This window comes from Kocuria gwangalliensis, from assembly GCF_039544365.1.
GTDB lineage: Bacteria > Actinomycetota > Actinomycetes > Actinomycetales > Micrococcaceae > Kocuria > Kocuria gwangalliensis.
The window spans coordinates 54903-78940 of record NZ_BAABLN010000029.1 but is presented as its reverse complement, the minus strand read 5'-3'; the positions used below and the strand labels follow the sequence as shown (position 1 = coordinate 78940).

Here is a 24038-nt window from a genome sequence, read left to right as displayed (position 1 = left end):
CTACCTTCTGAAGAGTTCTTCATATTCGCTCACTACTTTTCAGGAGCCCTCTGACCTGGCAAGATGTGTTCTTGGCCCGGCCTCATCCCCCTGATAATGCCTGGCCACCACGGTGTCCTCCCCCCGGCACACGTGGTCCGTCATAACTTCATACCCCCCTTAGAAAGCATCCCCCCCATGCGCTTCTTACGCTCTTTTGTGCTGCCCACTGCAGCCCTGTCCTTGGGTCTGGTGGTCTCGCTGTCCCCCGCAGCGACCGCAGCTCCCACGTCTGCGCACATTGCGGAGGCTCCCGCGGTGCAGGTGGCCACGGCTACCCCACCGGCCACCACCCACTTCAAACCCTTCTCCGCCCACGGCATGAAGTCCAGTTATCACATCTACACGGACGGCATTGATCGCACCAAGCCCGTTGGTGTGTTGTTCTACTTCGGCGGTGACTACTGGAAAACCCAGGAAACCTGGGTCCACAACCCCGGTGGAAGCAACCTGAAGGCCATGGCTGCTGAGGCTCGCAAGAAGAACATGATCCTGGTGGTCCCGATCTCTCCCGACAAGAAGACCACCGGCGACGGCATCACCTGGTGGGAGGACATCGACAAGAACGGGCAGTACTTCCGCTCGCTCAAGGACTCCCTGGTCCGCAGCTACGGTTTGGACACCTCACGCGTGTGGTTGGCCGGTTACTCCGGCGGGGCCGAGTTCATCACGTACGAGGTTCTGGCCGATCGGCAGAACTGGATCCGCGGTGGTGGCGTCACGCTCATCGGTGGTGGTGGTGCGAATCCCATGCAAACGGCCCCCAACGCGGCTGTCCGCAGCTTACCCGTGACGTGGCACGCCGGATCCGCTGATGTGAAGGGCAACACCAACCCGCCCGAGTGGTCGGCCAAGGCGGCCGCGTCCCAGGGTCATAAGGTCTACAAGAACGCCGGATTCGGCCGCGCGGGCCTGCGGACCCTGCAGGGAGTCGATCATTACGGCTACAACCCGGCAGCCCTGATCGGTCATGATCTTCAAGCGTTGCCCAACGTGGGCGGCGCAACGGCCGTGGCACAGACCAGCTCCCTGCTGAAGGGCGGCATCAGAACGAGTTATCTGAGCACGGGCGGGGCGCCCAAGTACGGCCAGCCCACCTCGGCGGAACGATCCACCGGATTCCTCGGTGGCGTGTACCAAGGATTCACCCGCGGGTACACCTACTACTGGAGCCCGCAGACCCCGGCTGCTCCCGTGAAGTGGGGCGGGGCCATCGGCACCTCGTACAAGAAAGCCGGTTATGAACGCGCGTGGGGATACCCCGCGCATGCCGAACGTTCCCTGGCGGGAGGCGCCTATCAGGACTTCCGCCGCGGCGGGGTCGTCAACCGCGCAATGTGGTCACCGAAGACCGGTGCTCGGGTTGTGAAGCTGACCGGAGGCATCGGCTCCGCTTGGCGCGCCGCCGGCCACGAACACAATTGGGGTTACCCGGTGACCAATGAATATGCGGTGGCTCAGGGTGTCCAGCAGAAGTTCTCCAATGGACGCGTGGCCACATGGAATCGCAGCACCGGCCGGGTGACCGTGACACGCGGTTGATTTGACCTGATCAGACATTGCGGTGTTCTGGGAGGACAGCCACGCCCTAACCATAGGTAGGGTATTGAGGCCAATCCTCAGGGCTGTTCTCCCAATCTTGCTGGCGTCCATACACGGTCCGGTCCATGATGTGTGCGGTGGGCAGGATGGCCTCGGTGCCGCGCGCCGTCGTCATGTACGTCAGGTACGGCACGCCGTCTTTGAGGAGGTAGTACGAATACCCGGGCAGCTGCCACTCCTCGCCCTGGTCGTTCGTGCGGGTCCAGCCCCAGTCGTAGTGGTAGCTGGTCTCGTGCGAGGAGACCCACAGGTGCGGCCAGCCGTTCCTTGTTCGCCAGGCCTCGAGCTTTTCAATGGGCGCCTGGGAGATCATGGCGAACGCGATCCCGTTCTCCGTCACCCGTCCCATGTTGGCAGGCAGGTTGTCCACGGCCCAGGTGCAACTGGGGCAGCCTTGCTCCCAGTCCGGGCCGAACATCACGTTTTGTACCAGCAACAGGTAGTGCTCGCCGAACAGCTCGGTCAGCCTGATAGGGCCATCCGGGCCCTCGAACGCATAGTTCTCGACTTCCATCATGGGAAGCCGACGCCGCTCGGCCGAGACCCGGTCGTTATGTCGCGTCACTTCCTTCTCACGGGCTACTTGCTGGGCCAGCGCGGCGTCGAAAGCGTTTCGTCCGACAACCGGCGGTGCGGCGGCGGGCTGGTTCAGTTTGGGTGCGGAGGCAATGCGTTCCGGGTCGTTGCTGGTCATCACGGACCTTCGGGGCGGTTCTTGCGGTGCGTCTGTTGGGCCCATTCAACGCCTGATCACGAGGCCGCGGAAGAGGGCACCTCCCGCGTGTACCGGTCCAAGCCGTTTTCGCACCCGGTTGCGCGGAAGCCTCGCCGGGTCAGCACCCTCGCCGACGCCGCATTGTCCGGGTCAACGCGCGCGACCACGTTGTCCGAGTCGTACAGCGCGGGGATGGTCCCCAGACCGGCGTCGACCATGGCGCCCGCGATTCCCTGCCCCCAGTGCTCCGGAGGTACCCAATAACCGATCTCCACACCGGGTTCTCGACGTGTGGAGACAAAGATGCCCACGGGCTGATCCTCGTGGAGGGCCACAAACCAGCGGGCTGCGCCCTCCTCATGCAAAGGAGCGTCCCGGAGCGCGTTGGTGGTTTTCTCCGCAATGGTGGCCTGGTCCCAGATGCTCCCGTCGCCCACGTATTTCGTGACCCGCGGGTCCGTGGCCATGTTTGCGAAAAACGGGACGTCGGTGGCGGCGAAGGGTTTGAGCCGTAGCGGGGGAGTGGGTGTCATGTGGTGGCTTTCGGCTCGGGAAGTCTTGTCCTGGGACATTTGCCGCGGCTGCGTCCAGGGTCGCAGGGGCACAGTAGTGGGTTGAGTAACCGGTTACGTGCTACCGGGGTTCACCTCGGAGAACATCCACGTGTACGTGGTCTCGGTGGCGCAGGATGTCGTTGGCCGGTTCGGGAGCGTCGTAGGTCTGCCAGTGTCCGCGGGAGCTGTGGGCGCTCCAGATCTTATCGTCGAAGATCACGTACTGGATGTCCAGATCATCGGCATGAGCGATCAGCCACTGGGCGAGAATCCACCCCTCGCGACGGTTCTCTTCGGTGATCGGGCGGAAGAAAATGTCGATGCCGCGACCGCTGTAATGCGTGGACTCGGCCCCGTGGCCCTGGCTGACGCCTCCGGGGGCGAACCCACCCAGCGGTTGATTGCCGAAGACCGCGGTCATCTCCTCAAGCGCGTGCTGGGCGCGCGGTGTCAGGCCGGTGGGCGTGAGTTCTTGCTCGGGTAGGTCGTCCGCGGCGGTACCTTCGCAGCGAAGGCTTGGACCGGCGTCGTCGGGCGGGCCCTCTGCAAGTCGCTGGATGACCGCCGGGTCGATTCCGGAGATGTCAGGGGTCTGTGCTCCGCGAGCGGCCAACGCAACCGCCGTGGTGGCGAGCTTGACCTCATCACGGCTGAGGTTGCTGGTGCCGCCCGACGTCTCGACACTGCATTCCGGCCCCACAGAGAACCGACCGTCCTGCACACGGAAGGTGCTGGCGATCGTTGGTCCGAACCAGATCAGAGCTGCCGCGGCCAATCCCACGATCACGAGGAGGATTAGTGGCGCCCGCCAGGAGCGACGCCGTCCGGCAGGTCCCTGGTTTTCCAGGATCATCGACTTCATGGGCTGGCTCAGATCTTCCAGTGGAGTATTGCGGCGGTGGCTCGGCCGGTCTTGGACGAGATTAGGCTCGAAATCTCGACAGCGCTGGGAAAGCGATCAGCTCCGGAGTGCGGTTCTGCCAATCCGGAACGACAATCTCCTCTGATCTCCTGAATTGATTCTCCCGTTCTGGTGAAAAGCATGTCGGCTAACGGTCTGCCGGTGGCGGCTGCCAGTTACAACGTTGGGGCCCGGTGCGATAAGGAGTTCAAGTTCGCCGGCATCAGCACCACGAAGGTGCGCCTTCCAAGAACGTACGTGACGGGGCAGTGACGCGTGTTGAGTGCCACTGGGGTCGCGCCCAGTGTGGTTTATAACTACGAGCCGTGGGCCAGCATCTCGTTCAGTAACACCTCTCGCAGGGTTTCTGGCGGCAGGGGGTATTTCCAGACTACTGTGACGGTCACGCGTAACGTTCTGGGGTGGAATCACTCCACGCGTAGCGCCAACCTCCAACTGATTACGAACGAGCCGGGAGTGGTTTCGTGCAAATGGGTTCAATTCTCGTGGCGGATGATCCGCTCAAACCGACATTGTCAGAGGCATCTCTCTCTTATGCGCCTACTGTCTTTGTGTTTGTTGCGTTCATTGCAATAGTTATTTACTGCGCAGTGGCGGTAAAGAAAAAGTATTTCGGCAAGAATGAATCGACAGGAAAGCTCGAGGAAAGCGGCGAGAACGGAGATTTTCACGTCAGTTGACGGGGTATTTGAGGTGCCCCGGCTCACATGTGAGAGCACCGCTGTGCACTTAGGCCGCCACCGGAAGCCTTCTATAGAGACGACACCGGTGATCGTGCCATCTGCGTCGAGGAGCACGTGGGCGGGGTAGATCTCCCCGTGAGTCATTACCGTATGGCCGGGCCAGCATGTGTCGTCCTCAATCCATGCGTGCCAGATGGTGGCGAGTGCGGGAGCGACGGTGAACTCATTAATTACCGTGGTGATATCGTCCCTCCATGCTTGGCGGACCTGTTCCGGCGAGCGGACCTCTACTCCGGCGGTCTTGGCCTCTTCCGCATCGACCGAGTGCAAACATGCCAACAAACGTCCCAGGCGGACCGCGTAGTCCGGATCAGCCGGGTCCATATGCCACATAGGCTCCGCGGTCTCGGACAAGGTAAGGCCCGGAGCCCCCGGCAAGGCCGGGTATGCAACCAGCTCAGGAGTGCGAATCCGCCAGTCCGGAACGGCAACTTTCTCTGATCTCAGTGCCGGAGCTACAAAATCGAGGATACGAACCTCGGCCGCCATGCCCTCGGACACATCTTCGCGGCGAGGGATCCGCAGCACCCATCGGTTCCCCGTTTCATCCGTCGCCATGATGACGCGGTAGTCCAACCCCGCTTCGATCACGGTGGCGCCGTCGGGGGATGGGCGTAGGCCATGTGAAGCGGCCAGGTCCAAGGCGTCATCGAGTGTGCTCATGCAACGGTTCTCCCACCTGCACTATGGACGATGCTCAGACCCACCGGTGCGAGGGAGCGCAGCCAGGTCGACGGCAACGCCCTCGCGCGGGAGCCGGCTGCAGGCTGGTAGACGGTAAAGCCCTCACACGAGATCAACATGCAGAGTGATCGACGGTAGAGCCAGAATTCGACCAATGTTAGGTTCCACTGTCGATCAGAATGCAGTGGCAGGGGAGTCTGGGTCGTAACGTCAGTCACGAGGCTCCTGGGGGTTGTGCCCCGAAGGCTCTGACATCTGTGGCGCGAGAACGCACTCTAAGTCGCCTAAAAGCGACGTACCTCGACCTCAGATGTCGCTGGCGGCTACCCTCGCAAGCATGTGCGGTGACGGACAACGAAAAACCGGCCGTCAACAAGGCATTTCGCCTTGTCAACAGCCGGTTTTGCTGTGGTGCGCGAGGGGGGAGTTGAACCCCCACGCCCTCTCGGGCACACGGACCTGAACCGTGCGCGTCTGCCTATTCCGCCACTCGCGCTTGTTGGTTCACGCAACTTTCGCCGGTGAACAACGTTGAGTAGCCTACCCGATGCATGAGCCGTTTGGCGAATCATTGTGAACGGCGACCCGACACAACCGCATCAGCTCAAAGTCACCCCACTCCAGGCGGCTAAGGCGCAGGCTAAACCGACCACCGCGTACAGACTGATGGGGGTCAGCACCGCGAGTTCCATGCCGGATCCGGCCTTGCCCAGAACGGGAAAGCGCACAAAGGATTTGCCTCGATAGAACGTGGACGGAACCGGCAGGCGAGTGCGCAACGGCCACAGCAAGTGAATGCCCTGGGTAGTGACCATGTCCCCGAGCATGTGAACAGCACAGCCCAGTGCGACGGCAATGACGAACCACCACGGATGGTCCGGGGGTTTGATCGCCACCACTACGCCAAGGCAGATGGCCACCAACCAGTTGGCGTGCGAGATCCGATCGGGAAGGAAGGCCAGGACCTTCACGGCGAAGGCGATCAATAACACGGACAGCACGGCAGCAAGTGGCCACACCTGCCCGGGCAGGGCTTCAACAACGTTGGGAGCGGAACCATCACCACTCGACTGAGCCAGCCTCCGCAGCCCATCGCCCACGGGCAGTGCGGCGTTCTGCGACAACCACGCCAGCAGCGTGAACACGAGCAGTCCGATCACCGAATGCGTGCCTCGCCGGTGGCCCCCGGACAACCGAGCCACGATCCGAGACAGCCACCCAGAGAACGGCGGCAGGGAGCGCGCCACGGTTCCGCTGGGGTGATCGATGTCGGGCAACAGCGCCGCGCCGGCGCAGATCAATGCACCGGTCACCACGCCCGCGTCTCCCACGGGGAGCACGCCGAACCCAATGGGAACGGAAAAGTCGGCCAACTCCAGGGTGTAATCACCGGTCAGCGCCACCCAGGCAGCAGCACCGCACGCGGCATGGCTCGGGCCCATCACCGGGGCATCACGGTCAACACGAATTCTCCGATCGCGGGGTTATTACTCATGAAGCCCCACGTTAGAAACGTGTTCAGACACGCATAAGCGCAGTCACCAATTCGTGGGCAGCAGCTTCCAACCGGAGGAATCCACCTCCACCGCAACCCACGGGGCGTCGGTAGCAGGTGGCGTTGATCCGTGTGCGGATGCCTCCGTCAATGCCTCTTTCACGAGCGCCCGCGGCGCTACTACGGCAACGCATTCGCCGCGGTACTCGTCCGCGGTGCTTTCGACGGCTCCCACCAGGTCACCGGGCGTGCGCACGTCCGGAAACAGCACCTGGGCCACCCGAAAATGTGAGGTGGGCAGGGAATCGGCGGTGGCGGCGTCGGCGACGAAAATCATGGTCGCGGGGCACTGAAGATCACCCATGAGAACCTCACTCCAGCTCTTTCGGGTTGCCCGGCAGCTGTTGGTCGCAGCCGGGAGTGAGCCACGCTTTCACGTACCCAGCGCTTTGATACACATACTGGAGCACTGCGCGCAGCGGCGTGAACTCATAATCGGTTGCGACCATGCGCAACTCGCCGCCGTAGCACCGTTCCAGAATCATGCGCGCCCGCGGTACGTGCTGCTTGAACGTCACGACGGTGACTGTATTCCAGCCGCGTTCGGCGGCCAGGTTGCGCAGCTCGATAGCTTCACCCTGGGTGGTGGACGGGTTGGGCTCGAAACACATGACCTCGAAGTCGGCGCGCGGGGCGCAAAATTCCTTGTCCTCGTAGTACTGGACCATGGCGGGCGAGTCGCCAGGTTGCGCATCCGGGGTGGCGATCACCAGGACGGGAGCGATGCGACGTTCCATCAATTCCTGCGCCGCGGCCATGCGCTGGGTGTCCGGGGGGCCGAGCAAGAGCAGAGCGTCGGACACGGCAGGTTCCTCGGTGCGGGGATGCTCCAGCACGGCCCAACACACGGCCAGCCACGCAAAGAAAACCAGTACCAAGACCGCGGCCAGCCGCGCGGGCCAACGCCGTCGCTCGGTTGCGGCGGGCCCTTGAATCGCCACTCGAATACCTCCATCGCAACACGGACGCGGATATCATCTCATTCATCCCCGGCAGCCACGTGAGTTGCCGGCCGGAGGAAAAATCCGCACGCGAGGAGCGTACACATGCGATCGAACGAGTATCTGGAACGCTCCGTCACGTGCGAGGTTCCGCTGCGCTGGGGTGACATGGACCCGTACGGCCATGTGAACAACGTAGAGGTCATGCGGGTACTCGAAGAAGCGCGCATCGCGGCCTTCGGCGTACCCGTGGGCACCGGCGAGCAGGTGACGCCGGCCAAGATCCCGCTCTTCTCGGTTCTGCCGGAGGGCACGCAGGCGCTCATCGCCGAGCACCGTGTCAAGTATCTGCGCCCGCTGGCCTACCGCAACGTGCCCACGGAGGTCCGCGTTTGGGTCGTTTCGGCCAAGGCGGCCACGCTCGCTCTCGGATTCGAAATTGTCGACGCCGCCGACGGCGCTCCCTGCATTCGGGCCCAAACCCAGCTCGCGCTGTTCGTCCCGGAAACACAGACCGTGCTGCGCATCACCAAGGAGCAGCGAGAGCTACTGGAGCCGTACACGGCACCGTCCCCGTTCTGAGAACGCGCGACCACTCACGGCGTAGTGCTATGGGCGAGCCAAGCTACGCCGCGAGGCCCTGCGGCACGGCCGTGAGATGCAATTGCGCTCGGGTGCGGATCACACAGCCCGATTCGGGCAGGGTCCGCCAGGTCCACCACATGAGGGCGTTTTCCACGGGGTCGACATGACAGCACGCCGCGGTGATCGCGGTGGGCTCGTCAGCGTCTTGGACGCACACGGCCAACGGTGCGCTGTCCAGCCGATCACGCAACTGGGTCAACGTTTTGACCAGTCCGCGCTGCGAGTGGGAGGTCACCGTGCAACCCACTTCGAAATCGGTGGCGAAACCTGTGGGGTTGGGAAGGCGCCGGAGGACCGGAAGATCCGGGGCGGCGTCGTCGAAAAGGCCGATCGTCTCCACCCAGTGATCGTTGCGGTGAGTGATGACCAGTTGGTGCTGGCCGGGGTTGACCCGCAACTCCACCGTGGTGTGTTCATCGACCGTCAACGACCGGGTCGCCGTGGCTTCCACCACGGGATGGTCGGTGCGGTAACTGAACTCGTTCGGGTTGCACACCACGTGTCCGGGCGTTCGGGTAAGCCAAGGTCGGTTCATGGATACTCTCCCTGTTAACCGTCGCAGCCCGCGACGGCTTCTTTACAAAAGAAAATAGTCATGTGGGCTGTCAGGGGCAAGCGTGTCTAGGTCACCGTTTGATGACGATCACTAGTGCCCTGGTCAAGCCCCCACTGCGGACGATACCCCTCGGTTCTGTGACGCTCATGGAAGCGCATGCCCGCGGGCGGCCGTCCACAGCTCGTACCAGTCCGAGTGGGTCATGTGCGCGGCGGCTTCCGGAGCCTGGGTGCACGCCCGGATTCGCTCCGGGTTCGTGGTGCCCACTACCGGGCGGATTGCGTACGGGTGGCGCAGCAGCCAGCCCACCACCACAGCCTCACGGGAGACATTCATCCGTTCGGCCAAGCGTGTGACGACGCCGCTCGTGGCCTCCGCGGTCGGGTCACCTTCCGGGGCGCCACGGCCCGAGTAGATACCGTTCGCCATGGCACCCCACGCCTGAACCTCGATCTCGTCCGCGACGCAGTGGGTCAGCAAGCCCTCGGGGAAGTTGTACTCGGTGCCTTCGCTCTGATTACCCAGCACCTGGGTCTCCACGAAGTCACGGTGGGCCAGGCTCATTTGAATTTGGACCGCGGTCAACGGGGTGCTCAGGACCTGCTGGAAGGCCGCCACGTGGCGCAGGGTCATGTTGGACAACCCCACAGAGTTGATCAACCCCTCGGAGCGCAGGTCATCCAGGGCCTGGGCTGCTTCTCCCAGAGTGGTCAAGGGATCCGGCCGGTGCAGGATCAGCCGTTCCACACTGTCCACGCCCAGGCGCTGCAATGACCCCTCGAGGCTTGCCCGGATGGTGTCACGGTCCAGGCGGTAGTGCACCGGGGAGCCCTCGGGCCCGGTGTTGCCCGGCAGGCGGATACCGCACTTGGTCTGCAACCGGATGCCCCGTCGCAATTCTGGGTCCTCGGCGAGGATGCGGCCGAACACCGCCTCGGACTTGCCAACGGCGTAAATGTCCGCGTGGTCGAATAGTTCGAACCCGGCCCGGTGAGCTGCGCGCACTGCGGTGTGAGCGGCGTCGAACTGGGTGCTGGTGATCTCGGAACGATCCCACGGCCCACCCAGGGCCATGCAACCGAAAATCAGCGGAAAACTCATGACTCGGAACCCTTATGTTTGTGTTTGTGGTGGCGATGGGTGATCTGCTGGCGCAATCTGGCGGCCTGCCCGTAAGCGGCGGCGGATTCCTCCAGTTTGCCCAGGTCCTGATAGACGATGCCCAGCTCGGTGTAGCAATCCGATTGGTCGCGCTGGGAACCCGGTGTCTCCTGGTAGAAATCCAATGCCCGGTTGTACGCCGTCACAGCCTGCGCCCGGCGCTTGGTGGCGTTGTAGACGCGAGCGAGGTTCACGTAACACTCGGCCTGGTCCTGAGGATCGTGCGGGGCGTCCAAGTACTGCCCGAGGGCATCGAGTAAGTGGGATTCGGCCCGCGGGTAGTCCCGGTCCTCCACGAACAGGGACCCCACGATCAAGTGCGCGCGGCCCTTGGGTTTACTGCTGTCCGAAATCTGCCCGAAGTACTCCAGGCAGCGCTGGTACTCGGTGATGGCCTTGTCCCGCACATTCATGACCACGTACAGGTGGCCCAGATTGTAGTGGCACGCGGCGAGTTCACGCTGGGTCTGCCGGGTCTCCTTGAACAACTCGATGGCCTGCCGGTACGCGGTTTCGGCCTGCGAGAGCTCACCCCGGTCCTCGGCGTCCAGGGCGCGCGTGAAATATCCGTTGCCATCATCCGAATAGCTCATCAGCTCATCCTTTCGGGACCCACCCGGGTAGCTCCAAATGCTACACGGTAGGCCGGAACATAACCCGGCTGATAATCTCGGGAACACACTCTTTCAGGAGGTCAGGATGGCAGTACAGAACAGCGTTCCCGGACAGGACCCGCGTGATCCGCAGCGTGAAGAAATGCGCGATGACCGGGCCGCATCCGTGGTTCGTCATGAAGAGCGTCTGGTGATCAACCGGGAACGGCGCGAGACCGGCACGCTCCGGTTGCGCAAGTACGTGGTTGAAGAACCCGTCCGTCAGGAAGTGACCGTTGGCCATGACGAGCCGGACGTGGTGCGGACCCCCATTTCCGAGGAAGAACGCCAGGCTTTCCTGGACGGTCGCGACCTGCCCGTTGGCGACGACGAGTTGATCCTGTACCGCACGGAGGCCGTGGTCCAGACCGTGCGCGTCCCGTACCAGCGGGTCCGTCTTGTGGCTCAGCGCACCGAGCGCACCGAGGTCATCGAGGACACCCTCCGCAAGGAGCGCGTGGACATCGAGACGGATGACCGCCGCGCGTAAGCAGGTGTTCTCCTGAGTGGTCCGGGGCTCTCCGATGGTCGGAGACCCCGGACCTCACTTTGTCCTGGGCCCTTCCCACGTGTGGCGGGGGTGGAAAAGGACAAGCGGGTGACTACGGGTAGCGTTGAGCCGTGATTGATTCTTCGCTGTCCCTGATCCGCCACGGCCAGACCGACTGGAACTTCGCTCGCCGGCTGCAGGGCCGCACCGATATCCCCCTCAACGAAACGGGGCGTCGACAGGCCCGTGACGTGGGCCGCGAGCTGGCGGCGTCGGGGGAGCACTGGGACGTGCTGGTTTCTTCGCCGCTGTCCCGCGCCCGAGAAACGGCGGAACTCATGGGTGCAGAAGTCGGTCTGAAACTTTCGCGCACGTATGACGATGTGATCGAACGCAGCTTTGGCGACATCGAGGGCCGCGACTGCAGTCACATGACCGAGGAAGATCGCCACGCGTTCATGGAACAACACGGTGAGCACACGGCGGACCTGGTGGCGCGCGGGGTGGCGTCGCTGCGGCAGATCATTGCCGACTATCCCGGGCAGAACGTGATGATCGTCAGCCACGGCTCGTTCATTCGCCTGACCGCGGGCCACATCCTGAACCGGAAGCTTCGCAGCCTGGAGAACGGGGAAGTGGTGACCGTGACGGCGGAGCAGGTGAGGGACGCGGCGTCGGCACCGGGTGGTGCCGCGAAATAAGGGTGGCTATTCCGTGACATCGGCTGAACACGGGAGATACCAAGCCGCGGATCAGTGATGGGCGGGAACTTCCTTCGGTTCGGGCCGGAAGGCCCGCAGGAGCGCCAAGCCCGTAAAGACGAAACCGCCCACAAAGTTACCCAGCAGCACCGGTATCTGGTTCCAGAGCCACCAGTCGGCAATGCTCACGTCCGCGCCCATGAACATGCCCATGGGAATCATGAAGAAGTTGACCACGGCGTGCTCGAAACCCAGGCCGTAGAACACCATGATGGGCAACCAGATCGCGGCGATTTTCCCCACGGTGTCCTTTGATGTCAGACCCATGAAGACACCCAAACACACGAGCCAGTTGCACAGCACGGCCTTGACGAAAACGGTGCCGATCCCGGCAATTCCCATGGCCTGATACTCGAGGGTCTTGGCCTCCGCGGTCGCCGCGAACTGCTGGCCCAGCGGCCCCGGATCGGTGGTGCCGAATCCGTTGAGGGCAACACTGAAGAGGAACGCGAACGCGAGGGCGCCAATCATGTGGCCGAGGATCACCATGAGCGAATAGCGCAGCACGGCCGCCCACGTGGCGCGCTTCTCCATCGCGGCAATGGGCACCAGGGCAAAACCACCGGTCACGAGCTCCATGCCCATGAGGATTACAATGGTGATTCCCGCCGGGAACAACAGGGCACCCACCAGGGGCGAGTCGGTCTCCACCCCGGCGAGGACGGCGAATGACGTGGTGCATCCGAGTAACGCGCCACCGAGCACTCCCCGATGGACCAACTGCCCGGAGGACGTGGCCGCTTTGGCCTCGCCGGCGTCCACAGCCTGTTCGACTACACCTGCGGGTTTGATATTCGCCATGAGCTCGGCCTCTCGCGTTTGCTGGGCAGTCAACCTAAATATTTTATGTGACGGACACCGTGGATGGGCGACGTTCACTCCCCGCTCAACCGCAGCAGTGGCTCTGGCGGGCGGGGAGCCCTAGGGTGGAAGCAGACTCGGCAACGTGGCCGATCGCGAGTCATGCCGTCAGCGACGGCAGGCACGTGTTCGCGTTCGTGGTTGCCGTGTGTTCATTTCATATCGACTGCGAGCAAAGGCGTGATGCAGACGTGACCCCTCCCGACACGACCGACACCCAGGTCATTCCACAAACGTGGAAGCGCCCCGAGTGGAGCGGTGACCAACAGTGGATCAACGAGTATTACCGTTCGGTCCCAGACGCGGACGTCGCTGCAGCCACCGAGGATCGGCTCACGTCCCTGGCCACGGCCCACTGGGAGGTAGGCGAGACCCGCCCCACGGGGGAGGTGTGCGTTGACGTGCGCGAGGACCAGGGCAACACCATTGTCTACGTGGTTACCGACGACATGCCGTTCTTGGTGTCCACGTTGAACACCGAGATCGCCGCCAAGTGGGGTGGCGCCGAATTGGTGGTCCACCCGCTGTTGCTGGCCACTCGTGATGCGGAGACCCATGAGCTGGAATCGTTGACGCGGGTTCCGAATATCTCGACGGCCTCGTCCGGGGACACGACCGCCATCCCGTTGATTCCCCCCACCCAGAATGTCACCGCGCGATCCAGCAGTGGCGGACGCACGGAATCCCGGATCGAATCGTGGATCCGGATCGTGCTGCACCGCACCTTGAGCGAGGCAGACCGCGAAGAGCTGAGGAGCTACCTGGGCGAGAGGCTGGTTCCGGATGTCCGCCGGGTGGATGAGGACCAGGACAAGATGCTCGCCGTGACGGACGAGCTCGCCCGTTCCCTCAACGGCCTGCATGAGATCCGGTTCGACGACGGCTCCCAATTGCCGGACGTGGACTCCGCCGCCGAGTTCTTGGACTGGTTGCGGGCCGGCAACTTCGTGTTCATGGGGATCAAACGGTACGACCTCACCGTTGACGGAGAAGAAGCTGCCCTGCAGTCCCGCCCGGACACCGGGTTGGGACTGTTGCGAGAGACAGGCACCGAGGGACACACGCAGAGGCTCACCGGTCTGGGAAGTCTGCATGCACGGGACCGTGAAGTGCTTTTCGTGACCAAGGCCAATCGCCGGTCCTCGATTCACCGGCGCGAATACCTGGATTACATCGGCATCCGAATCTTCGCGCAGGACGGCACGGTCACCGGTGAATACCTGATCCTGGGGTTGTTCTCCCGCCGCGCCTATTCCGTGCCCGCCCACCAGACCCCGTTGGTGCGTGACAAGGTGCAGTCGGTGGTGGAGCGCTTTGGTTTCTTGCCGGACAGCCACTCCGCGCGAGATCTGCTGGGGATCATTGAGGATTACCCGCGTGACGAGTTGTTCCACATGACGGCGGACGAGCTCCATGACACTGCCAGCGGTGTGCTGGGTTTGAACGAGCGCCGTCAAACCCGTTTGTTCCTCCGCCAGGACACGTTCGGTCGTTTCATGTCCGCGGTGGTCTTCCTCCCCCGCGACCGTTACAACACCTCCGTGCGCGAACGCATCGAGGAACAGCTTCAAGATGTCTTCCAGGCCGAGGCCATTGATTTCGAGGTCCGGCTGACCTCGTCTTCCCTGGCGCGACTGTTCTTCCGCATCCGGTTGCCGTACACGGGAGAAGTACGCGAATTCGATCAGTTGAATCTTGAGCATCGGCTGCGCGCAGCCGTCCGCTCGTGGCCCGACACCCTGGCGCGCGCCATTCGGTTGGGCTTCGACCCCGCCGACGCCGCTCGCTTGACCCCGCTGTGGACCCACGCCTTCCCGGGGGCCTACCGCGAGGACTACGAAATCGAAGAAGCCGTCCAGGACCTGCAGCGTTGCGAGGAGCTGTGGGGCCGGGACCCGAACCTCCCTGCCGAGGTGCGGGTGGCCGAGCACAACGGTCAGGTGCGCCTGAACATTTACCTCACGCAGCGGCTCTCGCTCACGGAACTGCTGCCGTTGCTGCAGAACATGGGTCTGCGCGTGTTGGATCAGAGACCCTACACCGTGACCCCCGCGGACGGGCGCGAGTTCCAGCTGTACGACTTTGGCGTGGAACTGCCCGAGGGCGTGGACACTCACGGCCCGAACGATGCCAAGACCGAGGACCTCATTGAGGACACCCTGTGCGCGGTCCTCTCCGGAGGTTCGGAATCCGATTCCTTGGACCGTCTGGTGCTCGTGGAACGCATGAGTTGGCGCGCCGTTGCCGTGCTACGAGCCTATGTGCGTTACCTGCTGCAGTTGGGGTACGCCAACTCTTTCGAGTACATTGCCGACACCCTCCTGGACTACACGCAGGCCACGCGGGAGCTGGTTGCGTACTTCTCCGCCCGTTTTGACCCGGCTCGTTTCAAGGACACGGATGAGGGCCGATCCGAGCGATCGCAGGCGTGCGAGGCCGCGCGTGGACGCCTCGACAAGGTCCTGGATGACGTGCCGTCATTGGACGCGGATCGGCTTTTCCGCGCGCTGAGCAACATTGTCGGCGCAACGTTGCGCACCAATGTGTACAAGCAACGCCCCACCATGGCGTTCAAGATGGACCCTCAGGCCATCAACGTGGCGCCCTATCCGCGGCCCAAGTTCGAGATCTGGGTGTGGTCCCCGCGTGTGGAGGGAACGCACCTGCGTTTCGGGCACGTGGCCCGCGGTGGGCTGCGCTGGTCCGACCGCCGGGAGGACTTCCGCACCGAGGTGCTCGGCCTGGTCAAGGCCCAAATGGTCAAGAACGCCGTGATTGTCCCGGACGGCGCCAAGGGCGGGTTCTTCCCCAAGCAGCTTCCGGACCCCCAACAGGATCGCGAAGGGTGGATGGAGGAAGGCCGTGAGGCCTACAAGCTGTTCATTGCATCGCTTTTGGACCTCACCGACAACATCACTCACGATTCCGATGCGGGACCCAACGCCGAAGTCTCCGACGACGGCTCCAAGGACGCCGCTGAGGCACCGGGAACACCCGAGGGTGACACCGTGCTGCACCCGGACCAGGTGGTGCGTCACGATGATGACGACTCCTATTTGGTGGTCGCGGCCGACAAGGGAACCGCGGCGTTCTCGGACACCGCAAACGCCATTTCGCTCGAGCGCAACTTCTGGCTGGGAGACGCGTTCGCGTCCGGTGGTTCGGTCGGCTACGACCACAAGGCCATGGGTATCACCGCCCGGGGCGCATGGGAGTCGGTCAAACGACACTTCTTCGAACTCGGCGTGGACACCCAGTCCGAGGCCTTCACCGTGGTGGGCGTGGGCGACATGTCCGGAGACGTCTTTGGCAACGGCATGTTGCTGTCCGAGCACATCAAGCTGATTGCCGCGTTCGATCACCGGGACGTTTTCCTGGATCCGAACCCGGACACGGCGGCGTCGTACAAGGAACGTGAGCGGCTCTTCAACGCGGGACGTACCTCGTGGCAGGACTTCGACAAGTCCGTGCTCTCCGAGGGCGGCGGTGTGTATTCGCGCCAGGAGAAGTCCGTTCCGATCAGCCCGCAGGTTCGCGAGGCACTCGGGCTCGAGGAAAGTGTGGAGTCCATGGCTCCGCAGGAACTGGTGCGCGCCGTCCTGCTGGCCCCGGCAGATCTGCTGTACAACGGCGGCATCGGCACGTACGTGAAGTCTTCACTGGAAACCAACCAAGAGGTGGGTGACAAGGCGAACGATCCCATCCGCGTCAATGGCGAGGATCTGCGCGTCAGGGTGATCGGCGAGGGCGGCAACCTGGGCGCCACGCAGCTGGGCCGCATCGAGGCCGCACGCAGCGGAATCCTGGTCAATACGGACGCGATCGACAACTCCGGTGGCGTGGAATCCTCCGACCGTGAGGTGAACATCAAGATCCTGGTCGACCGCATGGTCGAGGCCGGCAAGCTGGACCGGGACGAACGCGCTGACTTCATCGAGTCCATGACCGACGAGGTCGCGGACCTGGTGCTGCGCACCAACGTGGCGCAAAATGTCTTGCTGACCACCGAGCGCGCTCGCGGACCGGAGTTCGCGGAAACGTTCATCCGACTGATGCACTGGCTCGAAGAAACGGTCGACCTGGATCGCGAGCTCGAATTCCTGCCCACCGACGAACAGTTGCGGGAACGCGCGGAGGAGGGCGGTTCCCTCACCGGACCGGAGCTTTCCGTGCTGACCGCTTACACCAAGATCCAGCTCACCGGTGCGTTGACCGACAGTGACCTGGCGGATGATCCGTGGTTCGACGCCACGCTCGAGAACTACTTCCCCCTGCAGATTCGGGAGAAGTTCGGCAAGGACATTCAGACCCACCCGCTGCGCAAGCAGATCATCGGAACCATGGTGGCGAACAAGCTCATCAACTACGGCGGGATCGCCTTCGCGTACCGGGTCATGGATGACTCGGGGGCGGAGCTGGCCGATCTGGCGGCGGTGTTCACGGCAGCCGTGGAGATCTTCGACCTGGATCCCTACGTGGCCCGCCACGCAGAACTCGGCACGGATGTTCCACTGGAGATGTGGAACAAGCTGACCCTGCGCATGCGGCGGCTGCTGGATCGGGTGGTGCGGTGGTTCCTCAACCGCAGCGATTCCGAGGCCACCATCCAGGAACTCGTGAGCGCCTACAAGCCCACCGTGCAGCTGCGTTTCGGTGAGCAGCAGCTCATGGCCGCCCAGTCCCAGGAGCGCGTCAGCGCGGAGACCGAGCTGGCCGAACGCCAGGGTGTGCCCAAGAAGCTGGCGGTCGAATGGGCGGAACTCCTCGACGCCTTCGCCCTGTTGGACGTGGCTCGGCTGGCTCAGGCCGGCGGCGTGCAAGTGGCGGGCGAACGCGCCGGCGAGCACACGACGTCGGCGGATGCGGGTGGTGAGCACGTCACCGTGGAAACCATCGCCAAGGTCTACTTCGAGTTGTTCGACCGTTACGGGTTGGAAAACCTGCTGGACCGCATCACCAAGCTTCCGCAGACCACCCGGTGGGAGAACATGGCGAGGATCTCGATGCGAGAGGACCTGTACTCGACCCTGGTGGCCCTCGCGGCGCAAGCGCTGGAATCTCCCGGCGAGAACGCCGAGGAGAAGGTCACCTCGTGGGAGCGCGAGAACCAGGACCGGTTGGCGCGGCTGCGTGATGTTCTGGGAGAGATCGAGGGAATGCCCGCCGGCGGGGATGCCGGAGCCGAACTCGCCGCTCTCTCCGTTGCGCTGCGCACCATGCGGAGTGCGCTGACCGAGTAGTCCGGGGGCGGAAAACCCGGGTCGGCGAGTGCGCCGACCCGGGTTTTGCCATGCCCGGCCGCCACCGCTACTGCGCCACCTCGATCTGACCCCGCGCACCGCGTTCGGCCTCCGCGAAGGAGTGGTTCACGAACGTGTACGTACCGGCTTCCGGGAACGACATCTCCACAAATCCACCCTGAGCCGGGGCCAGGTCCAATGCCTGGGCGCCACCGGTGCCACCTGGGTTTTCGGGGCTGGAGGGGGAGAGCAAATACGCGCCCTCCTTGTAGACGGTGTCGAACTGGCCGCCCACCACGTGGAAACTCGTGCCCTTGGACGGCCCGGCCGCGAGCACCCAGATTCGCACGCGTTCGTTCGGTCGGGCGAGCAGTTTCTCATGCATGTACTGCGTTGCGTGACCGTTGAACATGGTCAGCGACGGCGTTCCGGCAGCGATGCCCACCGGATCCACCACGGCGTCCACGCCCTCCGGCAGGTCGGGCTGATCAGCGGAGGGGACCGTCAGGTACGTCTCGTTCTGCACGAGCAAGTACTCGCGATCCACCCGGGGCAGGTCGGGCGGGTCGATGATCACCGCGCCGAACATTCCTGCCGCGACATGTGTGCTCATGGGAGCGGTGGCGCAATGGTACAGCCAGATCCCCGAACGCACCGCCTCGAAGCGATACACGAGCGATTCCCCCGGTGCAATGGTCCGCATGGTTTGATCCGGGGAGACGTCCCCGGCGTGGAAATCCACCGAGTGGCCCATGCTCCCGCTGTTGGTCAGCGTCACCTCGAACACATCACCCACCGCGCCGCGCAGCGTGGGTCCCGTGTAGTCACCGTTGAAGGTCCACGCGTCCATGGTCACCCCGGGTGCCACCTCACGGGCCACTTCCTGGACGTCCAGCGCGAGCTCGTGGACGGTTTCGTTCGGAGCCGGGCCCAACGCGGGATCCCGCACCGTGAAGGCTTCCCCGGGCGCCGCGTTGAAATCCACTTCCGCCGCCGGGTCTTGCAGGTCATCCGCCGACGACGCCGCTCCCGCACCGTGGTTCTCGTGTCCCACCGAACCCACGGGGTTGCCGTGGCTGTCCACCGGAATCACAGCGACGGTCATGCCCATGGATCGGTGGCCGATCACGGAACACCACCCCTCGAGTGCTTCGGTGATGATGCCCGCGTCCACTTCCGCTGTTTCTCCGGGGTTCACGCGGCCGGACGTGGCGCCGTTGGCAAAGACCAGGTCGTGCACATTGGCCGGATCGTCGTTGACCAGTGTGATGACCAGGCGGTCACCCACGGGAACCTGGATTTCTGCCGGGTCGAACCGCATGTCCTGATGGGCATGCATCGTGACCTCGGTGGTGTTGCCGGTGGCCTGCACGGCGTTCTCCGCGCTACCGCTCAGCCCGAGCCCCGCCGACTGCGGTGCCACGGCAATTCCCGCACCCACGGCCAGGACTACGGTGAGCACCCCGGCCACGAGCTGCCGCAGTGCATGGGTCTGGTGTTTGGGCTCCGCGGCGGCGGCGTCGGCGTCGTCGGCGTCGGCATTGGCCGGTGCGGGTGGCTGGCCGCCGCCCGCGCGCTGGGCCATGAGGCGACGTCGTCCGGCAACGGAAATCTTGGCGGAGGAAATCATCAGGGGAAGGAACGCGGCGAAAGCCACCGCGCCCACGATCGAGACCAGGGCGCGCACCCACGAGGGCAACATGCCCGAGGGCAGGGCGAACAGCGCAATGCACAGGTTCAACACCGTGACCCGGTAGATCCCACCGCGGTTGATGGCGGCCAGGGAGGCGCGCACCGTGGTGGGGCCACCGCCCATGGTCGACGGAAGGATGTAGCTCATGGCACCGAGCAGGGTCTGTAGCAGGAAACCGGCCACGAACGGGATGGTCAGGGCACCCATCACACTGGCGTGCAGTCCCCGGGCCGCCACCAGAATCAGCGCCAGCACCACGGTGATGAACAACCACGCGATTCCGGAGGCCACGGACCAGCCCATGTAGCCCTCGGGCAGTTTCCGCATGCCCGTGCGGAGCATGATCCACCCGATCAGAGCCACCCCCACGGCGTAGCTGAACAGCCCCGAGACCACCACGGGAACCCAGCCGCCCACTGAGCCACCTGCCGCCACCAGGCTGCCCGCGGCCATGGCGGGTAATGCCACGCGGGACAGGGTGGTGGCCGTGTCCTCCATGCGTGTGCGCACCATGGTGGGCCACAGGGTCAGCAGGGTCGCGGACACCGTGAGACCCACGAAACCCAGAACGTTGAGGGTCTGGTGGGCCAGGAGGAACCGCGAGTGCCAAGGATCGGCCGGCTCCAACGCGAGGATCGCCCCGAAGATCGCACCCACCGGCAGGAAGAACGCTGCCACGGCGTACCACCGCACGGTCATGCCGAACCGGGCGGGTAGGGCTACGCGCACCTGGCCCAGGAGCGACACTCCATGCCACGTGAGTAACCCGCCAATGACCGTTGCGGACACCAGGGTGAGCCACCACCAGTCCGCCAGCATGCCCACCATCAGCACAACGGTGCCGGCCGTGACACCGTAGATCCGCACTATCTGGCGCGGCCGCTCGCCATCGGCCAGGCGGTGGTGCAGCAGCGCCTCGGTGAAGTGTTGGGACCACACCATGATCGAGGTGGTGATCAACCCCAGGGTGACCATGTGCACCATCAGCCACCGCGTATCGGGAATCCACCGGTGAAAACCGATCACCAGGAGCAACGCGATCATCCACCAGCGCACGGGCTTGCCCGCGGTGCGGTGCCATGATCTCCCGTGCTTCTTCCGGGCGGGAGCAGGGTCCTGGGGTTTGGTGAGAGTGGGCACCGTCCATCCGATCCACAGAAATTGGCCATTTAAATGCAAGTATAGTTCGCCCGCCGGGGCCGTACGATGTGACGGTGACCCCGGAGATTATCGCCACCATCGTGACCTCGGTACTCATCATCATTGGGTGCCTGGGCATCATCATCCCGGTGCTGCCGGGTTCCATCACCGCATTGATCGGTCTCATCATTTGGGCGGTGGTCCTGCAATCCGTGGAGGGCTGGGTGGTCCTCGCCCTGGGGGCCACGCTGCTGCTCGCGGGCATGTCCGCGAGCCTGGTTCTCACGGGGTCCCGGCTCAAACGCCGCGCGATCCCCAACCGCACGCTCCTGTTCGGCGTGATAGGTGCCGTGATCGGCATGTTCGTGATTCCCGTGGTGGGCCTGGTGATCGGTTTCATCGTGGGGCTGCTGGCATCCGAAACGGTGCGCAACCGCAATTTCCGGACCGCTCTGGACACCTCGTGGGTGGCCCTCAAGGCCGCCGGCCTCGGCATCATCATTGAGTTGTCCTGCGCGCTGCTGGCCTCGAGCGTGTTCATTATCGGGGCCATCACCTTCTTCGTCACGGCCGCCTGACCGGTCGGACCGATCATTCGAACCGGAGCACCCTGTCGATCGACGCGGGCATCTCGGCCGACCCCACACCCTCAAAGCACCACGGCGCCCCTCCGGATCGGAGGGGCGCCGTGGGCGATTAAGGCGTGGTTATCGGCGCCAGGGGAGCCCCAGTACCTTGACGTCCTGACCGGGCCGCAGGCCCTCGGCGGGGACCACCATGAGAACGTCCGCGTGGGCCATGCCGGACAGCATGGCGGGACCCACTGCGGGCTCGGGCAGCACGCGACCCTCTTGGAAGTACGCGGGAATCACGAGAACTCGGCCCGTTTTTTCCATGGTGGCACCGGAGGTGGCAGAACGAACCTCGGGTAGTGGCTCACCCGTGGCGCCGGCGATCAGGGCGTGACCCACGGTCAACAAGCCCGTGACGGCCGACAACGGGCTACCGGGTAGTGCCAGCACAAGGGGGCCGTCATCCGGGAGCTGGGCGACAATCACGCCGTGGGCGGGTTCCTGGGCCAGGCCGTCAATGATCAGGTGGGCGTCCAACTCGGTGAGGGCCGCACGCACATGATCGTCCTCGCCATGACCGGTGCCGCCGGTGGTCACCACGATCTCCGCTCGGGCATCCAGCAACGATCCCGCGCCGGAAGGCGCCTCGGTGAGAGCCGTGAGAACCCCCTGGGCGCCGTCCGGCACACGGCGCACCTGGTCCACATTGGCACCCAGCTGATGCAGGATCGCGGGAATCTGTGGCCCCAGAACGTCGCGGACCTCGCCCGGGCCGGGAATACCGTCCTCCACGACGTGCGTGAAGCCCAACAGCACGGTCACGCGCGGGCGGCGCAGCACCGGGAGCATGTCGTGCCCGGCGCTGGCGGCCAGCCCGATGTGCGCGGGATTGAGGTGACAGCCCGTACGCAACAGCACGTCACCTTCGGAAATTTCCTGGCCCAGAGCGCGAACGTCCTGGTTCTTGATCAGTGACGCCGCGGGTGTGGCGTCCTCCAGGGTGTCACCCTCCTGCGGGACGTATTCCTCCATGTGTTCCACCGGTGCCTGCGCGGGAACCACGTGGCCGCGGTGGTTGGACAGCACGGCCTTGGTGTACACGGGCACGGCCGACCCCACGCTCACCTGCGTGGCCTCGCCGGGGCGCAGTTCCACCACGGGCAGGATGCGCTCATCCGGCGGAAGGGTCAGCAGGAGCCGCTCGTCGGTTTCCGCCGGCTGAGGGGTGCGGATCCGCCACGGACCCTCACCCGCCACGGCCCACCCGTCAATAGCGGCGGAGGCGTAATGCGGCACCGGCATGATGGCGGTGATGGGTTCGGCAAGCGTCTCACCCAGGGATTCCGTTAGGGGCAGCAATCTGCTGGGAAGCGCATCGGGAATCCGGTGGGCGATCTCTCGAGCCTCGTCCCAGGTGGCCCAGCGGTGCGTGGGCTCCAGCCCCTCGGTCTGCGGGGGCGTGTGGTCGTCGTCCTGGTTGAAGTGCTCGTGCGGGGCGGGAAGTCCGGGCATGCCATCTCCTTGACGTGTGGATTCAGTGCAGATCGAACCTGGACACATCTTCCCATGTATCCACGTCTTGCGTGCTGCCCTCCGGGGCGCGTACCTCGAACAAGCGCAGATGTTTCCAGAACGACCGCACGGACCGGTCACGTGCGGGGTGTTGGGAGAAAACCGCGGTGAGCGGTTCGGTGCGGATCAGGACCGCCAGGTTCTCGCGGTGCCCGTCGGTGGCCGTGGCGATCACCCCGTCGGCGTCCTCCGGAAGGCCCCGAGCGGCGTCGGCGAGCGCGTGGACGGCCCCGGAGACGTCCGGCATGTCGCAGGCCAGGACGGCGGTCCATGCCGCGCGGGATGGTTGCCGCCCCAGCAGATCGAGGCCCGCCGCAATGGCCGCCGCAGGCCCCGAGAACGGGGGGTCCTCGCGGGTCCGCAGGGTGCCTGCCGGCACGTTCAGGTCATCGGGGCCCACCACGACGGCGCTGCCGGCCGCGCCCACGGCACGCACCGTGATCTCGACCAGACTTTCCGTACCCCTGCGCAGTGCGGCCTTGGGAGTGCCTCCCAACCGAGAGGAGCGCCCCCCGGCAACGATCACGCTGTCGAAGCGCAACGCCTAGACCGTGGTTCCCGAATCGCTGAGTTCCTCACGGTCCTTGGGCCGGCGCTTCTTGGGCATCCCCGCGATCCGCAGGCCGCACTCCACTGCCGCCAGGACGAAGGCGATGTAGTACAGGATCATGGTCGGGTAGAGCTGGGGGATGGTCAGGTTCATGCCCACCAGGGACAGGATCAGCAGGATGGCCGCGGCCATCAAAATCACCAGGTGCACCGTGGCGAACGCGCCCGGTGTGCCCTTGGTGGAGAGGTACATGGCCAGGAGCGCGAACAGGATGGGGAACAGCAACTGCCCCGCCAGCGTGATGCCGTCACCGTGATAGGGGAACAAGCCCATGGACTGAAGCAGGGCGGTGGCAACCAGCAGGATCGGCGCAATCATGGACTTCATGA

General features: G+C 64.3%; 21 protein-coding genes and 1 tRNA gene. 6 read left to right on the top strand and 16 right to left on the bottom strand.

Annotated features, from left to right (window positions below; genetic code table 11):
* Positions 1 to 177: 177 nt before the first annotated feature.
* Positions 178 to 1581, top strand: a complete 1404-nt coding sequence (locus ABEA06_RS09150; protein ID WP_345311273.1) for a hypothetical protein — start codon at positions 178 to 180, stop codon at positions 1579 to 1581.
* A gap of 46 nt (positions 1582 to 1627) precedes the next feature.
* Here the strand turns inward: ABEA06_RS09150 and ABEA06_RS09145 are convergent, their stop codons facing one another.
* The 8 genes from ABEA06_RS09145 to ABEA06_RS09110 all read right to left on the bottom strand — a co-directional run bounded on the left by ABEA06_RS09145 (position 1628) and on the right by ABEA06_RS09110 (position 7755).
* On the bottom strand, positions 1628 to 2335 hold the full coding sequence (locus tag ABEA06_RS09145; RefSeq protein ID WP_345311272.1) for a DUF899 family protein: 708 nt from the start codon (positions 2333 to 2335) through the stop codon (positions 1628 to 1630).
* Positions 2336 to 2391: 56 nt separating this feature from the next.
* A complete protein-coding gene (locus ABEA06_RS09140; protein WP_303382377.1) occupies positions 2392 to 2889 on the bottom strand; it encodes a GNAT family N-acetyltransferase in 498 nt (165 codons plus the stop codon).
* Positions 2890 to 2989: 100 nt separating this feature from the next.
* The gene (locus tag ABEA06_RS09135) at positions 2990 to 3772 is read right to left on the bottom strand and encodes a hypothetical protein (RefSeq protein WP_345311271.1); all 783 of its coding nucleotides are present in this window, start codon (positions 3770 to 3772) and stop codon (positions 2990 to 2992) included.
* A 575-nt stretch (positions 3773 to 4347) separates the two neighbouring features.
* Positions 4348 to 5238, bottom strand: coding sequence for a macrolide 2'-phosphotransferase (locus tag ABEA06_RS09130; RefSeq protein ID WP_345311270.1), 891 nt, complete (start codon positions 5236 to 5238; stop codon positions 4348 to 4350).
* 430 nt (positions 5239 to 5668) lie between these two features.
* Positions 5669 to 5755 (bottom strand) — tRNA-Leu (locus tag ABEA06_RS09125).
* A gap of 103 nt (positions 5756 to 5858) precedes the next feature.
* Positions 5859 to 6701: a metal-dependent hydrolase gene (locus tag ABEA06_RS09120; RefSeq protein WP_303382382.1), complete on the bottom strand. Its 843-nt coding sequence runs from the start codon at positions 6699 to 6701 to the stop codon at positions 5859 to 5861.
* 96 nt (positions 6702 to 6797) lie between these two features.
* On the bottom strand, positions 6798 to 7118 hold the full coding sequence (locus ABEA06_RS09115) for a hypothetical protein (protein ID WP_345311269.1): 321 nt from the start codon (positions 7116 to 7118) through the stop codon (positions 6798 to 6800).
* A 7-nt stretch (positions 7119 to 7125) separates the two neighbouring features.
* On the bottom strand, positions 7126 to 7755 hold the full coding sequence (locus ABEA06_RS09110; protein WP_345311268.1) for a YdcF family protein: 630 nt from the start codon (positions 7753 to 7755) through the stop codon (positions 7126 to 7128).
* 105 nt (positions 7756 to 7860) lie between these two features.
* On the opposite strand from ABEA06_RS09110, the gene ABEA06_RS09105 reads away from it, so the two are divergent.
* Positions 7861 to 8337 (top strand): acyl-CoA thioesterase, encoded by a 477-nt coding sequence (locus tag ABEA06_RS09105; protein ID WP_312395259.1) that lies wholly within the window; start codon positions 7861 to 7863, stop codon positions 8335 to 8337.
* Positions 8338 to 8380: 43 nt separating this feature from the next.
* On the opposite strand, the gene ABEA06_RS09100 is transcribed toward ABEA06_RS09105, so the two are convergent.
* The 3 genes from ABEA06_RS09100 to ABEA06_RS09090 form a co-directional block, all read right to left on the bottom strand.
* Positions 8381 to 8935: a DUF2617 family protein gene (locus ABEA06_RS09100; RefSeq protein WP_303382386.1), complete on the bottom strand. Its 555-nt coding sequence runs from the start codon at positions 8933 to 8935 to the stop codon at positions 8381 to 8383.
* Between the two features lie 165 nt (positions 8936 to 9100).
* Complete coding sequence (locus ABEA06_RS09095) at positions 9101 to 10057, bottom strand: aldo/keto reductase (RefSeq protein ID WP_345311267.1); 957 nt, start codon at positions 10055 to 10057, stop codon at positions 9101 to 9103.
* Positions 10054 to 10710 carry a DUF2225 domain-containing protein gene (locus tag ABEA06_RS09090; protein WP_303382388.1) on the bottom strand — a complete coding sequence of 219 codons (657 nt, stop codon included), beginning with the start codon at positions 10708 to 10710 and terminating at the stop codon, positions 10054 to 10056. The genes ABEA06_RS09095 and ABEA06_RS09090 overlap by 4 nt, the downstream gene beginning before the upstream one ends.
* 106 nt (positions 10711 to 10816) lie before the next feature.
* Here ABEA06_RS09090 and ABEA06_RS09085 point away from each other — a divergent pair, with 106 nt between their 5' ends.
* A complete protein-coding gene (locus tag ABEA06_RS09085; RefSeq protein WP_303382389.1) occupies positions 10817 to 11260 on the top strand; it encodes a YsnF/AvaK domain-containing protein in 444 nt (147 codons plus the stop codon).
* 131 nt (positions 11261 to 11391) lie between these two features.
* The gene (locus ABEA06_RS09080; protein ID WP_312395252.1) at positions 11392 to 11961 is read left to right on the top strand and encodes a histidine phosphatase family protein; all 570 of its coding nucleotides are present in this window, start codon (positions 11392 to 11394) and stop codon (positions 11959 to 11961) included.
* A 51-nt stretch (positions 11962 to 12012) separates the two neighbouring features.
* Here the strand turns inward: ABEA06_RS09080 and ABEA06_RS09075 are convergent, their stop codons facing one another.
* Positions 12013 to 12855 (bottom strand): formate/nitrite transporter family protein, encoded by an 843-nt coding sequence (locus ABEA06_RS09075; RefSeq protein ID WP_345311266.1) that lies wholly within the window; start codon positions 12853 to 12855, stop codon positions 12013 to 12015.
* Between the two features lie 218 nt (positions 12856 to 13073).
* Here ABEA06_RS09075 and ABEA06_RS09070 point away from each other — a divergent pair, with 218 nt between their 5' ends.
* On the top strand, positions 13074 to 18122 hold the full coding sequence (locus ABEA06_RS09070) for an NAD-glutamate dehydrogenase (protein ID WP_425559517.1): 5049 nt from the start codon (positions 13074 to 13076) through the stop codon (positions 18120 to 18122).
* A 67-nt stretch (positions 18123 to 18189) separates the two neighbouring features.
* On the opposite strand, the gene ABEA06_RS09065 is transcribed toward ABEA06_RS09070, so the two are convergent.
* Entirely contained in the window at positions 18190 to 20859 is a 2670-nt protein-coding gene (locus ABEA06_RS09065) for a multicopper oxidase domain-containing protein (protein ID WP_425559516.1), read from the bottom strand.
* Between the two features lie 170 nt (positions 20860 to 21029).
* Between ABEA06_RS09065 and ABEA06_RS09060 the strand changes: the two genes are divergently transcribed.
* Positions 21030 to 21533 (top strand): DUF456 domain-containing protein, encoded by a 504-nt coding sequence (locus ABEA06_RS09060; protein ID WP_303382594.1) that lies wholly within the window; start codon positions 21030 to 21032, stop codon positions 21531 to 21533.
* 129 nt (positions 21534 to 21662) lie between these two features.
* On the opposite strand, the gene ABEA06_RS09055 is transcribed toward ABEA06_RS09060, so the two are convergent.
* From ABEA06_RS09055 to ABEA06_RS09045, 3 genes are read right to left on the bottom strand one after another with little or no spacing between them, the layout of a single operon-like run.
* Positions 21663 to 23039 (bottom strand): molybdopterin molybdotransferase MoeA, encoded by a 1377-nt coding sequence (locus ABEA06_RS09055; protein ID WP_345311263.1) that lies wholly within the window; start codon positions 23037 to 23039, stop codon positions 21663 to 21665.
* Between the two features lie 22 nt (positions 23040 to 23061).
* Positions 23062 to 23640: a molybdenum cofactor guanylyltransferase gene (mobA, locus tag ABEA06_RS09050; protein ID WP_345311262.1), complete on the bottom strand. Its 579-nt coding sequence runs from the start codon at positions 23638 to 23640 to the stop codon at positions 23062 to 23064.
* A 3-nt stretch (positions 23641 to 23643) separates the two neighbouring features.
* The gene (locus tag ABEA06_RS09045) at positions 23644 to 24036 is read right to left on the bottom strand and encodes a hypothetical protein (RefSeq protein WP_303382597.1); all 393 of its coding nucleotides are present in this window, start codon (positions 24034 to 24036) and stop codon (positions 23644 to 23646) included.
* Positions 24037 to 24038 lie beyond the last annotated feature (2 nt).